Annotated in this window: 10 protein-coding genes; 3 read left to right on the forward strand and 7 right to left on the reverse strand. The window is 46.8% G+C overall.

Annotated elements, in window-relative coordinates; translation table 11 throughout:
* Window positions 1–648: 648 nt before the first annotated feature.
* From QUB64_RS16750 to murJ, 3 genes are all read right to left on the reverse strand, one after another.
* Window positions 649–5412, reverse strand: coding sequence for a DUF4347 domain-containing protein (locus QUB64_RS16750; protein ID WP_333394135.1), 4764 nt, complete (start codon window positions 5410–5412; stop codon window positions 649–651).
* 189 nt (window positions 5413–5601) lie between these two features.
* The gene (locus QUB64_RS16755; RefSeq protein WP_333269740.1) at window positions 5602–5820 is read right to left on the reverse strand and encodes a hypothetical protein; all 219 of its coding nucleotides are present in this window, start codon (window positions 5818–5820) and stop codon (window positions 5602–5604) included.
* A gap of 266 nt (window positions 5821–6086) precedes the next feature.
* Entirely contained in the window at window positions 6087–7700 is a 1614-nt protein-coding gene (murJ, locus tag QUB64_RS16760) for a murein biosynthesis integral membrane protein MurJ (RefSeq protein ID WP_333269743.1), read from the reverse strand.
* 338 nt (window positions 7701–8038) lie between these two features.
* Between murJ and QUB64_RS16765 the strand changes: the two genes are divergently transcribed.
* Both QUB64_RS16765 and sfsA read left to right on the forward strand, forming a co-directional pair.
* Window positions 8039–8701, forward strand: coding sequence for a glutathione S-transferase family protein (locus QUB64_RS16765; RefSeq protein ID WP_333269746.1), 663 nt, complete (start codon window positions 8039–8041; stop codon window positions 8699–8701).
* Window positions 8702–8927: 226 nt separating this feature from the next.
* A complete protein-coding gene (gene sfsA / locus QUB64_RS16770; RefSeq protein WP_333269749.1) occupies window positions 8928–9662 on the forward strand; it encodes a DNA/RNA nuclease SfsA in 735 nt (244 codons plus the stop codon).
* 5 nt (window positions 9663–9667) lie between these two features.
* Here sfsA and QUB64_RS16775 read toward each other — a convergent pair whose 3' ends face one another.
* On the reverse strand, window positions 9668–9922 hold the full coding sequence (locus QUB64_RS16775) for a hypothetical protein (protein ID WP_333269752.1): 255 nt from the start codon (window positions 9920–9922) through the stop codon (window positions 9668–9670).
* A 41-nt stretch (window positions 9923–9963) separates the two neighbouring features.
* Here QUB64_RS16775 and QUB64_RS16780 point away from each other — a divergent pair, with 41 nt between their 5' ends.
* Window positions 9964–10125, forward strand: coding sequence for a hypothetical protein (locus QUB64_RS16780; RefSeq protein ID WP_333269754.1), 162 nt, complete (start codon window positions 9964–9966; stop codon window positions 10123–10125).
* Window positions 10126–10626: 501 nt separating this feature from the next.
* On the opposite strand, the gene QUB64_RS16785 is transcribed toward QUB64_RS16780, so the two are convergent.
* The 3 genes from QUB64_RS16785 to QUB64_RS16795 all read right to left on the reverse strand — a co-directional run bounded on the left by QUB64_RS16785 (window position 10627) and on the right by QUB64_RS16795 (window position 13654).
* Window positions 10627–11901, reverse strand: a complete 1275-nt coding sequence (locus QUB64_RS16785) for a S8 family serine peptidase (protein ID WP_333269756.1) — start codon at window positions 11899–11901, stop codon at window positions 10627–10629.
* Window positions 11902–12460: 559 nt separating this feature from the next.
* Window positions 12461–12637, reverse strand: coding sequence for a response regulator transcription factor (locus QUB64_RS16790; protein ID WP_333269759.1), 177 nt, complete (start codon window positions 12635–12637; stop codon window positions 12461–12463).
* A gap of 582 nt (window positions 12638–13219) precedes the next feature.
* Window positions 13220–13654, reverse strand: a complete 435-nt coding sequence (locus QUB64_RS16795) for a hypothetical protein (protein ID WP_333269761.1) — start codon at window positions 13652–13654, stop codon at window positions 13220–13222.
* Between the last annotated feature and the right edge of the window lie 42 nt (window positions 13655–13696).

A 13696-nucleotide genomic window follows, 5' to 3' on the forward strand; every position in this document is an offset into this window, starting at 1 on the left:
TTGTAGGGGCGGGTTCGCCGAAATTTCCGTCATCTTTTCGCAGGATTCATAAACCCGCCCCCTCTTAGCGCAGATACTGATCAACCTGTTTTCGTCGCGGGGTTGGTTGGTTGGGTGGGGGCGGGTTTATGAATATTTGGGATGTGAATCCAAGATGGTTGGTGAACCCGCCCCTACCAGATTAGGGGTAATCGAATCGACCGATCTACCGCGATTTTGTAGGGGCGGGTTCGCCGAAATTTCCGTCATCTTTTCGCAGGATTCATAAACCCGCCCCCTCTTAGCGCAGATACCGATAAACCTGTTTTCGTCGCGGGGTTGGTTGGTTGGGTGGGGGCGGGTTTATGAATATTTGGGATGTGAATCCAAGATGGTTGGTGAACCCGCCCCTACCAGATTAGGGGTAATCGAATCGACCGATCTACCGCGATTTTGTAGGGGCGGGTTCGCCGAAATTTCCGTCATCTTTTCGCAGGATTCATAAACCCGCCCCCTCTTAGCGCAGATACCGATAAACCTGTTTTCGTCGCGGGGTTGGTTGGTTGGGTGGGGGCGGGTTTATGAATATTTGGGATGTGAATCCAAGATGGTTGGTGAACCCGCCCCTACCAGATCGCGGTCGATCGGGCAAAATATCACTCTTCCATCTTACAAGAAAGAACTACTATTAAGAGCCGTTGGCTTCACATTATAAACTATTCCCAAGTAGTCATTCCCAAATTTGATAGCGGTTGATGTTACAGCACTCGCACCATCTAAGATGACACTAACTGACTCAAAAGTTAGTTGACTGAATGTGATATCAATTAACTGAATTTTATCATCGGCAGTGAAGTCAGCAATCAGATCGGCTTGAGATAGTTGAGTAACCGGATCTTGCAAGACAAAACGATCGCCTCCCGCGCCACCTGTGAGGATATCAAAACCCGGATCGCCATTCAAAACATCGTTACCCGCACCGCCTAATAAGATATCATCTTGCTTGCCTCCGCGCAATGTATCATCGCCATCACCACCTAGCAGGATATCGTTGTCATTATTCCCGCTAAGAAAATCGTTGCCAATGCCGCCATCGATCGAATCTGAACCTTTACCGCCAAATAGTCGATCGTCACCACCTTCACCTAGCAGTGTATCTTCTCCTTGATTGCCAAAATAGGTATCTGCCGATCGCAAGCCTGTTAAGGAGTCGTTACCAGAAAGGGCAAATACGGTTAAACCTAATGCTTCTGGCGGGATGCTGCTATCGTTGCTATCTGTTAGCAGGTAAACATCGCCTAATTGGGTGTTTTCTGGTAAACCCGATCGCGTATTACTCGATACCGATGGTTTTGGGGTTGCGATCGCAATTTGTACTTCCCCTGTCGGTAAAGTTGTCGGTAGCGGGGGCGGCGGTGTTGGAGTTGGTGTGGGAGTTTGTATTGGAGTTGTTGTTGGTGTTGGAGTGACTGGAGTTTGTATTGGAGTTGGAGTTGGTGTTGGTGTTGGAGTGACTGGAGTTTGTATTGGAGTTGTTGTTGGTGTTGGAGTGACTGGAGTTTGTATTGGAGTTGGAGTTGGTGTTGGTGTTGGAGTGACTGGAGTTTGTATTGGAGTTGGTGTTGGTGTTGGAGTGACTGGAGTTTGTATTGGAGTTGGAGTTGGTGTTGGTGTTGGAGTGACAGGAGTTTGTATTGGAGTTGGTGTTGGTGTTGGAGTGACTGGAGTTTGTATTGGAGTTGGTGTTGGTGTTGGTGTTGGAGTGACTGGAGTTTTTATGGGAGTTGGAGTCGTCGGAGTTGGAGTCGTTGGAGTTGGAGTCGTCGGAGTTGGAGTTGTTGGAGTTGGAGTGGTTGGAGTTGGAGTAGTTGGAGTTGGAGTTGTTGGAGTTGGAGTTGTTGGAGTTGGAGTCGTTGGATTATTACCACCAGTCAAAATTTGTTCGTCTAAGGCTGCACCCGTGTTTTCTGCAACTAAAGCCTCAAGGGTTTTTTGACCGGCACCAAATGCCTTCAAGTCTTGAGTTGTTTCACCTAAAGCAATTTTTTGGACTGCTGCTATTTGTTTTTGCAGTTGTGTGATATCGGTATTATTGGCGATCGCACTTACGATCCGTTGATTGGATGCTGCGATTACTTGGGCTAGTGCAGGTGCCGCCACTAAGATCTCTTGGGTGTTAAAATTTGGATCGATCGCCTTGACGCGATCAGCTACTTGGGCACCTAAGGCTGCGACTTGTTCGGGTTTGGTTAAATCTAAGGTTCCTCCTGTTAAAATGCGATCGGCGATCGTACTCACTATTTGCTTGACAGCATCACCCATACTCAGACTGCTGGCACCTTCAATTAATCCCGCAATTTGAGTAATCGAGTTTTGGATTTGCAGCATCGCGCTTAATTCTGCTTTAGCACCGGGCTGTTGTCCTTTGGTAGCTGCGATCGGATCGACATAATTAATGGCTATGTCGCTGGGGATATTCAAGGCGCTAGTGAGTTTGGCATTAGCCTCGTTGACGCTTAAACCGCGATCGGCTAATTCAGCTAAAATGCTAGTCAGTAAAGTAATGACAACTGCATCTGGTGTCGCTTTGAGCGGAGTTTCTAAGGGTAAACCCGTACCGATATCAGTGCCGCCCAAGGCGACTAAATTACCTTCACTGGGGTCAATTTTGCCATTTTTATTCGTGTCAAAACTGCTCAAAGGAATATCAAAAGCAAATGCGCCTTTACTGTCACTTGTCCCTTTCGGTTCGCTAGGATCGGCGATGCCATTTTTGTTGGCATCAAAGAAGACATTAGCGCCGGCAATATAGTCGTCTATGACAAAACCCGTGCAACTCCAGCCTTGAAGGTGCAATAATTCGCTGACACTCTTACCATTATTGTCAGTACCTTTCACTTCTACCCATTGCGGCAAAGGTAAATTATTTCCCGGTACTTGACTGAGAGTGCGGGTAGTCGGGTCAAATTTGAGCGCAGGATTCGGCCCGTCAAATATTCCCGGAAGAGTAGCTACGGAAGCAGTTTCTGTTTTCCGCTTGTAGTTACCTCCATTTGCGCCTAGCGTCCAAGTATAATCTTGTCCTTCGGCGACAGTATTATTATCTAGGGCGGTGACTGTATAGGTGATAGTATTGCCCGGATTTGCTGGGAGAAAAGTGTTGGCAGCAAAGACAAAGGCGGTATTGCTAGAAAACCCTGTAGCACGACTTTGATCCCAGATTGGATTATTGACGATCGGCAGTTGGTTGTTAGGAGTTGGAGTTGGCGTTGGAGTTGGTGTTGGAGTTGGAGTTGGTGTTGGAGTTGGTGTTGGAATATTAACAACAATATTTCCTAAACTACCAGGACTTGCAAAATTCCCAACTGTATCCTTAACTTGAGCGCCTTGCAAATTTACTGTGTAAGTTCCATTATCTGCAATATCCCAAGTTCCACCAGGCGGCGTAAATGAATAAGTGACGGTACGCGGTGTACCATTAATATTGTTATCAACACTGACTTTCGTGACGGGAATGCTGCCATTGATTTTGATGTCGCTATCATCAATGCTACTCAGGTCAATGCCAGTATTATCGCTATAAGTTACTAACAATTGTTGAGCCGTGCCACCTGCTGTGCTAATTTCACTAACCTGAGTTAAACTAGCGGTTGGTAAGGTAATATCGGCAGTACGAATTAGTTGAGTTGCAGCGGTATTATTATTGCCCGCATTATCAGTAGCTTTCGCAGCCAGGACATCAACTGTGACATTACCGCTAGCACTGGGAGTGAGATCAAAGGTGTAAGTTTTCGCATCAACAGTCACAAAATTACTGACAGTAGCATTGGCTGCGGTGAGATCGGTATTATCAAACCCAGTGACATTTTCACTAAAGGTAGCGGTGACGCTAAATAAACCGTTGACTGTTGCCGGGGAAGTTGATGTTAAGGCAACTGTGGGTGGAATGCTATCAACTAAGGCTGGATCGATAACTATGGCCTTGCTACCGCCGAGGGAGTTAGGCGAGGCTAAGGCGGGAAGGGTTAAATCGGCATTTGCAGTCAAATTATCTTTAATTGTGCCGCCGTTGAGGGTGAGGGCAGTGGTGGAGAGGTATTCTAAGTCAGCGGAGGTGTCTCCGGCTTGGACTACATAGTTGAAGGTGAGGGCTGTAGTGCCGCTACCGGAGGCGTAGTTGGCAAATTGGTCTGTTGTGCCGGTTTCTAGTTGGAGTTGGGGTGTGCCGGTGACTGTGACATTTTGATCGAAGGTGACGGTGATGGCGATCGTGGCACCGACGCCGTAGCTGCCATCGGGAGTGGTGGCGGTGACAGCAGTAACTTGAGAGTTGGTGTTGAGCAGGATGGAGGCGGTGAAGCTATTGTTCGCCGTTGCTAAGTCTGGTTTCCCGTCGCCGTTGATGTCGCCGATGCTGACTGAAAAGGGGAGATTCCCAGTGGTGAAGTCTACTTTGGGGGCGAAGGTGGGGGTGGTGGCGCCTGTTGTAGTTGTGTTGAGCAGGATCGAGGTGGTGGCGCTGGTACCGTTCGCCACAGCTAAGTCAGGTTTCCCGTCACCGTTGATGTCGCCGATGCTGACTGAATTGGGGCTACTCCCAATGGGGAAGTCTACTTTGGGGGCGAAGGTGGGGGTGGTGGCGCCTGTTGTAGTTGTGTTGAGCAGGATCGAGGTGGTGTAGCTGAAGCGGTGCGCCGTTGCTACATCTGGTTTCCCGTCGCCGTTGAAGTCGCCGATGCTGACTGAAATGGGGAAACTCCCAGTGGGGAAGTCTACTTTGGTGGCGAAGCCCAGGATGCCGCTGTAGGTTTTGAGGGTGGTTTCTACGATCGCAAGTTTGGGCCTTTGGGGCGATGGGGGGATGAGTTGGGAGATGTTCCAGTTGCCGCCGAGTTTGCTGTTGCCTGTGGGGTGGGGGTTGGCGGCGATTTTTGCGTCTGTGAGTTGGTGGAGTTGATGGAGGAAGTTCGGCAGCGGATTTTGTAGCGGATTTTGTAGCGGATGGGTTGTTGGTTGGTGGTTTGGTTTTTGGTTGTCGGTTGTGAAGTCATCGGTTGTGGCGGCGACGTTACACCCGTAAATGATGATTTCGGCATCGGCTGTGAGGCTGTTTCGCCACTGTTGGATCTGCTGGCTGTAGTGGGGGAGAGTTTGACTGTTTAACTGGGTATTGCCGAGTTGGATGTGGCCTGGAGCACCGTGGGAGATGATGTGCAGGGCTGCAATGTCTTGATGCTGAGCTAGGAGTGTGGTGATTTGCTCGATCGCATTGGGCTGGCTGTTGAGGATGTAGGTTTCTGTGTCTGGTTCGATTCCCTCGACTAGGTGGTGGCTGTCGGGTACTGTGGGGTCAAGGATGACTATTTCTCTTGGTTGGTTGCTTGTGAAACCTACAAAAGGATTTTTTTTGTTAACTTGTGCTAGGGTTTTCATCTGTTTGTGCTTCCGGTAGAATGAGTGGTTTTTGAGCAGCAAAAAATCGATTCGATCGCTCGAATTGCAATTTCTATCTCGTAGCTGATGGCACCCTAGGCTTTTGGATAATAGGAAATTAGCAAAGTGCGATCGCACTGTCTGTGTTTTCGGTCGCTTATTTACAATTCTTGATATTTTGTTGAGTATTTATACAGGGTGAATTAGGGAATGGTGGGGCGGTGGGGCGATCGCAAATATAGCAACCGTTAAGGAGATGAGGACAAATTTGAGCGATCGTACATTTTGATTGATGCTGGGTGATAATTCACAAAAAACATCCCCAAATCCTGTAGGGGCGGGTTCGCCAATATCTATGAAACCCACAAACAATCTACCAAAACCCGCCCCATCCCCGCGATTATTCACATGGACATTTAATCCACAAATTCACCGTACATTGTAATTGTTTGTTGGGTGGGGGCGGGTTGACAAGATTATTTATTTTTACCATATATGGTTGGCGAACCCGCCCCTACAAATTGGTTGATGATATTTACATCAATATTTTACCCATGAATTCACCGTACATTTTGATTGTTTGTTGGGTGGGGGCGGGTTGACAAGATTATTCATTTTTACCATGAATGGCTGGCGAACCCGCCCCTACAAATCAGATGCTAACGGAAACTATATTACTTCCCAAAACGGCCGCGAATGCGATCGACAAACATCTCAACTTCCGGTAACTTCATCTGATTCACAAAAATGGCAAAAACTCCCAATCCTGCCAAACTTGCCACACCTAACTGCACTAATTGAATTACCAAACCTTCAGTACCCAAAACTCTTTGACAGCCTTGCAAAGTAGCCAAGGAAACAAAAGCGGTTAGTGAACTACCAGAAGCTAACCCCAAAAAGGGCAAACTCCACTCCCCCCAAGGCAGGCCACCCAGTTTTTTATCTAATAAGTACAAAAACATAATCGTCGAAATCAGATTCACTCCCACCGTCGCCAATACTAATCCGGGCGCGCCGAAAGCTCCTACTAACAAATAATCCAGCAGTCCGTTTAAAAAGATATTGATAATACTGACACGAAAAGGCGTTTCCCCATCTCCCAAAGCGTAAAATACCCGTACCAAAACGTCGCGGCCCAAATACACAAACATTCCAATACCGTAAGCCATTAATAGGGGCGTGACAAACTGGGAGGCTGACTGATTAAAAGCATAGCGTTCGTAAACAATGCGGACGATCGGCCCGGCAAGTGTTACCATTAAAGCACTTAGCGGCAGCATCGTCAGTCCAGTCAAAATTAAAGCTTGACGAATTTTATTTTTTAATTCCGGCCAGTCTTTGGGTTCGGCAAGGCGAGAAAAAATTGGCAAAAATGGTACTAAAATTACATTAGAAATAATGCCTAAAGGAGTCATGACTAACAAGCCGCTGTAACCCATTGCAGATGCAGCTTGAGGGATGTAGGATGCGAAAAACAAATCTGTATAAACATTAATTTGCAACATTCCTGAGGATAAAGTAGCAGGAACCATTACCTTAATTACTTCTTGTACTCCGGGGCGTTTAAAATCAAACCGCAAACGCAATTTTCCCAATCCGGCGCGCCATTGTGCTACCAGTTGCACTAACCACTGCAAAACTGCTCCCGCTAAAGTTCCCCAAGCTAACACTAAGCCGCCGATTAATGCGTATTGTGGCTGAGTTATTTTGTCTCCGAGTTGCAGCGCGAGAATTCCTAAACCGCCGACAAGTGCAACGCTGGAAAATAAAGGGCTGATCGAAGGAAGCCAATACATATCGGCGGCGTTGAGTGTGCCGAAACCAATGCCGATTAAGCCGGAAAGTAATGCCATCGGCGCCATAATCCGAAATTGTTGGACGGCTATTGCTTGGATTTCTAAACCTTCTGCTGTTCTATTTAATCCTGGTGCTACTAAATCGATCGCCCGATCGGCAAAAATAATTAAAGCGATTGTCACCAACAGCAATATGCCGCCAACTAACGTGGTGATTGTCTCGACTAAGGGTGCAGCTTCTTTTTTGTCGCGGCGGGCTAAAACGCTGACGATCGCGCTGTGAAACGGCCCGTTAATCCCTCCCAGCAAAATAAATAGGAAACCGGGGATGACGTAGGCGTAGTTGTAGGCATCGACGGCGACACCGACTCCAAAGGCTGCTGCGATCGCAATTTGGCGTACCAATCCGAAGACTTTGCTAATCAGAGTGGCGACTGCGACAATGCCGGCAATCCCTGCTAGGGAACGAGAGGGCTTCTGGGTTTCAGACACAAATGGTTACAAATGCTAGTGCTAAAAGGCTTCACTAAGTTTAATAGCAAATCTGGAAAATCATAACATGAATTGTGAATTTTTATATGTGCCTGGGTTTCGTGCTATGATTTTTTGGCGTTAATTCGCTCTAGTAATACCATTTCTAAAAAGTATTGCTACAAAAAATGTGGGATTTGTTTCCTTAACTATTTGGTCTGGTGCGGATCTGTGAGATTGTCTGTCAAATTTAGGGATTGTCAATGGCGACACACCCTACGGATACTATCATTTTTTGGCGTTAATTCGCTCTAGTAACTCCCCAAATTTTAGTAGTTTGACTGTTAGGAGCTTTGACCTTGCTGAAACTTTATTATAATCCGCTGTCTACGAATGCTCGGCGCGTCTGGATTGCTTTGCTGGAAAAAGAGATTGAGTTTGAATTGGTGTCGGTGAAATTAAACGGCGATCAGTTTCAACCAGATTTTTTGGCAATAAGCCCTTTTCACCACATTCCGGTTTTGGCTGATGGCGATTTTCATTTAATAGAAAGTTTGGCGATGCTTGATTATCTGGAAGCTAAGTATCCGGCGATCGCCCTATTGCCGCAAAATGCTCGGGATTTGGCGATCGTCCGCATGGTAGAAATGGTCACAGTCAACGAGTTGTCACCAGCGCTGAGTCCCTTTGTCCGCCAGAGTTTCGGCGGCGCGGGCGACCCCCAAAAGCTGGAAAAATCAGGGCAGCAAGTGGCGACGGTATTGAGGTTTTTTGAGGATTTGTTGGGGGATAAACCTTTTTTTGGCAGCAGCAGTACGATTACCCTCGCGGATGTTGTGGCTGGCGTTTCCGTGCCTTGGCTGCCCGAACTAGGTCTGTCGTTGGACAATTACCCCAAATTGCAGGCTTGGTGCGATCGCTTAAATTCCCGCCCTTCTTGGCAACAAACACAAGCCAGTCCCGAACTGGTGGAAGCTTTTAAAGTGAAGATGACACAGTTGATGCAAGGTCAACAAAGTTAGGATTTGAATAGACTTATTGGATGAATATCTGATTGAAAAGTTAACCGCAGATGCTAGGCAGATAAACACAGATTAACGCAGATGCACTTCAAGATAAGTTGCAATTTTTGCAACATATCTAAAGACTAAGAACCAATGACCAATGACCAATGACTAATGACCAATGACTAATGACCAATGACTAATGACCGATGACCAATGACCAATGATTAATGACTCATAACTAATGAACGAATTAATTTACAAATATCCTCCACTTTGGCCCGGAACTCTCATCAAGCGGTACAAGCGATTTTTCGCAGAAATCGAATTAGATTCGGGAGAAATTATCACCGCCCACTGTCCGAATACTGGCCCGATGACTGGTGTTTATATTCCCGGCAATCCAGTGCTAGTATCTCCCAGCGACAATCCCAAACGCAAGTTGGCTTATACTTGGGAATTAATTAAAGTTTGCGATACTGTCCCAACTTGGGTGGGAGTTAATACGGGGCTGCCCAATCGAGTTACTAAATTAGCTTTGGAATTGCGCTTGTTTCCCGAGTTGGGCAATTACAGTTTAATTCAGCCGGAGGTTGCTTACGGAAAAGATAAAAAAAGTCGAGTTGATTTTTGGCTGACAGGTGGGGAAAAACCGATTTTTCTGGAAGTCAAAAATACAACTTGGGTCAAAGATACGTTGGCTTTATTTCCCGATACAGTGACGGAGAGGGGACAGAAACATTTGAGAGAATTGATTGAGGTGGTGCGGCAGGGTTCGAGGGCTGTAATGCTGTATTTTATTAATCGCGGCGATTGTACGGATTTTGCTCCGGGCGATAGTGCCGATCGCCTTTACGGAGAATTGTTCAGACAGGCCATCAGTGAAGGTGTGGAAGTTTTGCCTTGCCGGTTTGACGTAACGCCCGAAGGCGTGCGGTATTTGGGATTGGCAAAAATGGATTTACCAACCCCTAAATGATTGGTTTAAATTGCCTGCATTTCTTGCTCTATCTCGACATTAGCGACGCCCTTTACACTCTTTAGTCCTTCTAGTTTCGACTGAGAAACTTCTCCAGTAATGATGCCAGTCACAGGTAGCACCTCATCGACTTTCATTCCCGCCGACTCTAAGGCAGTGACAACAGATTGAATTACCGATAAGTTTTGGTCGTCAACAGTCACTATGATGCGCTCTACTTGTTCGTCAGACATATTCAGCCTCCTTTGGGCTAAATCCATTGAGCTATTGTCCCTACTGTATCGTTCAATGAGAGTGAATTGTGTTTGTAGAAGGAGGTTTGCGATCGCACTTTCACCACCTTCTACCCACAGGAACTGCTGCCGTTGCGGGCGATCGATCTGGCGATATCATGTCCGATGGATTGACCACAATAAGATTGGTTTGTAGTGCGGACTTCAGTCCGCAGCATTATGCGGACTGAAGTCCGCACGTGCGTTCCGTTTTTGTTATGGTCAATCCATCGGATCTGATATGATATCATGTCTGAAGATAACGACCATACTAAGATTGCTTTGTAATCAGGACGCAGAGTCAAGCGTCATGGATTAGGACTAAAGTCCTTACTACAAACCATTTTTTATGATTTTTTTAGAGGACTAAAGTCCTTACTACAAACCATTTTTTATGGTTGTTTTAGAGGACTAAAGTCCTTACTACAAACCATTTTTTATGATTTTTTTAGAGGACTAAAGTCCTTACTACCAACCATTTTTTATGATTTTTTTAGAGGACTAAAGTCCTTACTACCAACCATTTTTTATGATTTTTTTAGAGGACTAAAGTCCTTACTACCAACCATTTTTTATGGTGGTTTTAGAGGACTAAAGTCCTTACTACAAACCATTTTTTATGGTTGTTTTAGAGGACTAAAGTCCTTACTACAAACCATTTTTTTCTGGTTGTTTTAGCGGACATGAAATGATTACGGAGCTTGCAGCAACCCACTTCCAACTCGATCGTTTGGTAATGGTAGTGCCATAGCATGGGAAGTGAGCAACTGCCAAAGTTGAGAACCCCGTTTACCAGTCCATTGGGCATACAGGGCAGCGAGTCCCGCTACGTGAGGTGTAGCCATGCTAGTGCCGCTGAAGGTAGCATAACGCCCTTTATTCACAGGCACTGATGAGTATACTTTCACTCCTGGCCCAGCGATATTAACTTTTGCGCCGATCGATCCGCCAGAGGGACACGAGAAGTCAGGCACTTTGAGACAGCTATCGAGGGCTGCAACAGCCATAATCGACACGCTATTGGCTGGTTGTCCCACGGTTCCAGGCCCGTGGTTGCCGGCGGCTGCTACGATCAGACACCCATTTTGCAGCGCCCGACGGCCGACAGTTTCGTACGCAGTAGACGGTGTGGGAACAGTGTTTCCTAGGGACATCGAGATTACTTGACACCCGTTGACGATCGCCCATTCCATCCCAGCGAGAATCCAGCCACTATTCCCACTACCGGCATTGCTCAACACTTTACCCGCATAAATGGTCGATTCGTAAGCAATCCCGTACCTGCGGCCGTTGAGATCCTTGAATCCGCAGGCTGTCCCAATGCAGTGCGTACCGTGACTGTTGCCATCTTGTACCTCCTCCCCAGGTACGAAAGACTTCGACACGATCGATCGACCCTTGAAATCCGGATGCAATAAATCCATCCCCGTATCCAGCACGGCAACTTTCATGCCATTACCAGTCAACTTAGAGTCGATCGCCTTCGTTGCCTTTATACCCCAACTAGACTCGATATCATCAGCAAAACATTCTTTGGCTGCGAGTCCTGCTACCTGTGCATTAGTGGCTTTCTCGTACAGGTGATTCACCGCATCGCGATAGCCCTCCAGGTAATCTGCCGACAACCCATCGCCAATGGCGTAGAATATGCGCTCAGGTTCGATCGCCAAAATAGCGGAATCATCAGCAGCAGATGTCATGATGCTGCTAACAGCTTCTTCCTCCAAGGAGACGACAGCCACGCCGAGAGTGGGAAACACGGCTCCCCCAGTGGCTTCGAGTTGGCTCAAGTCTAGAGCCGACTCCGGGAAATCGGCAGCATTGGCCAGCCCCCTGATGCCAGCTCGATCGCTCAGAATACCCAACCCTTCTGTCACGGCATCTTCGCGGAAAGTAACAATGTAACGCCCTGTCGTTCGATCTGCCTGGGCATTTTCTGGAATGGGAAAACTAGCTTGTTCTGACATAAAATACCTCTTATTAAGTGTGTGGTTGTTTGACTCTGATGAGAAATCTCTGATAGCTTGTCTGAAATTGGTTCCTATTCAAGTTTAATCGCCGAAATTCAGAGCTCCTCCTCCCGATCGTACCCGGGTTTTTTTCGTGACGCCAATTAGCTTTGGATAATGCGTTTAGTTGCCAAAGAGAGTTATTTAATCCCAAGGCTGTTTCAGGCTCCCAATCTCAGCTTGCCAGGGCGACTGACACAACTGACTTAATACAACTTACGCACGGGTGGTCAGAAACCGGTTTTTTTTCCGAAAATAGTGAATCCTAGCCTTCAATAACAGCGAAAAACCCGGTTTCTTTGGTCTGAATGCGTCCAGGACTGCTTAATCCGATCGCTGCGAAATTATCATTTACAGACTCATCCAATATTGGTGAGAATGAAACAGCGATGCTTTGTGTATGCTCTAATTCTCTTCAACCTAAACTTGGGCAACAATACGACGATCCGCGTATAGGATTGTGAAGAAATTGCAACAAATCACTCGGGCAGCAGCCCCAAATTTTCCAGAGCAACCATCACAGCAGCCGTCCGGGTTTGTAAAGTTTGCAGTGAAGCTGCTCGAGATGTTTTCGCACAGTGCCTTCACTGCAACCGAGAACTTGAGCAATTTGGGCATTACTTTGATCTTTGGCAATCCAGAACAGAACCTCTGCTTCGCGTTTGGTGAGTCCTAGCAATTCCAGACCATCCATAGAGAATCCTTGCAGTTATTGTTCCTCTCTCGAGCAAGAGATATTGCTCGCCAATCGGATCGGGAATCAGCCGGATGCTCAACAGTCTTCCTGCTTGCTGAATGCGCAAGGGTAAACAGCGAGACGGAACATTACCGTTGAATCTGAGTCTCGCAATCTGTTGCTTGAACCAATGTGGTAAGACTTTTGGCGGGAGCATCTGTCTGCGGCACGCCTGGTATAGCAGTGGACAGTTGACAGTGGACAGTTGACAGTTGCATAGTAAGGAAATCAAACCGTTTATGCTATGGGCTATAGGCTCTATTCATGAGGTTATTTATGTCCTCACCGCTGTATTGATTGCTATATCTACTCTTAAAAAAAGTCTCCTAGATAACTAAGAGACTTCGATTACTTATTGGGCCGATGAGTTGTAACGTAGATGTCAGGGGGTAGCTTTTTTGATTCTGGCTTTGTCTTTGGACAAGATAGCAGCTAGCATTTCTCGTGCCAGATTTTTGTCCTGGGATTCAAACACGGAATACGGTTTTTTAGAAGTTTCCCCTGACACCCCACGCACAGGGTTTACGGCGAAAAAGCTAGCTACACGCAGATAATCGTGCCGCTCTTAGAAACACACTTCCATGACGAGAAAGGAGTTGTCCGATAACAAGCCTGTGCCTCATACTTCAGACACTTACCTTGCAAACACACTTTAATTGATGCCTTTGCTAAAAGGATATTGGCTTGAAGCGTCTGGCACTTATTCAGACCTATATTGGCGCAGGCTGCCTCAATTCCTGCCAGTTTCAAGCAGACTTTAAAGCCTGCTCCAACTTTGGTATAGCAAATCGCGACTGGCCCAACGATGCTAAAGCAACCGCCCAGGGCTTCATGAAGCTCTAAAGTTGCTGCCATCTGCTCATCTGCTGCCGATACTTCCGCTCCACCTTCTGAACTAACCACGGTGGCTAGTCCTTCCCCATCTAGGAATTCCAACGGATCGTAGTCGAGTTCAATCATTTCATGGTTTGCCATAATCTTGTCTCCTGAATTTAAGTTGGAGTTGTTGTCAATTAA

It is taken from the genome of Microcoleus sp. Aus8_D2 (assembly GCF_036702665.1).
Taxonomy (GTDB): Bacteria; Cyanobacteriota; Cyanobacteriia; order Cyanobacteriales; family Microcoleaceae; genus Microcoleus.

Bases quoted from the DNA above. Each gene is read 5' to 3' on its own strand.
- QUB64_RS16795 (WP_333269761.1), bottom strand. From the start codon at position 13,654: ATGGCAAACCATGAAATGATTGAACTCGACTACGATCCGTTGGAATTC.
- QUB64_RS16790 (WP_333269759.1), bottom strand. From the start codon at position 12,637: ATGGATGGTCTGGAATTGCTAGGACTCACCAAACGCGAAGCAGAGGTT.
- QUB64_RS16785 (WP_333269756.1), bottom strand. From the start codon at position 11,901: ATGTCAGAACAAGCTAGTTTTCCCATTCCAGAAAATGCCCAGGCAGAT.
- QUB64_RS16750 (WP_333394135.1), bottom strand. From the start codon at position 5,412: ATGAAAACCCTAGCACAAGTTAACAAAAAAAATCCTTTTGTAGGTTTC.
- sfsA (WP_333269749.1), top strand. From the start codon at position 8,928: ATGAACGAATTAATTTACAAATATCCTCCACTTTGGCCCGGAACTCTC.
- QUB64_RS16775 (WP_333269752.1), bottom strand. From the start codon at position 9,922: ATGGATTTAGCCCAAAGGAGGCTGAATATGTCTGACGAACAAGTAGAG.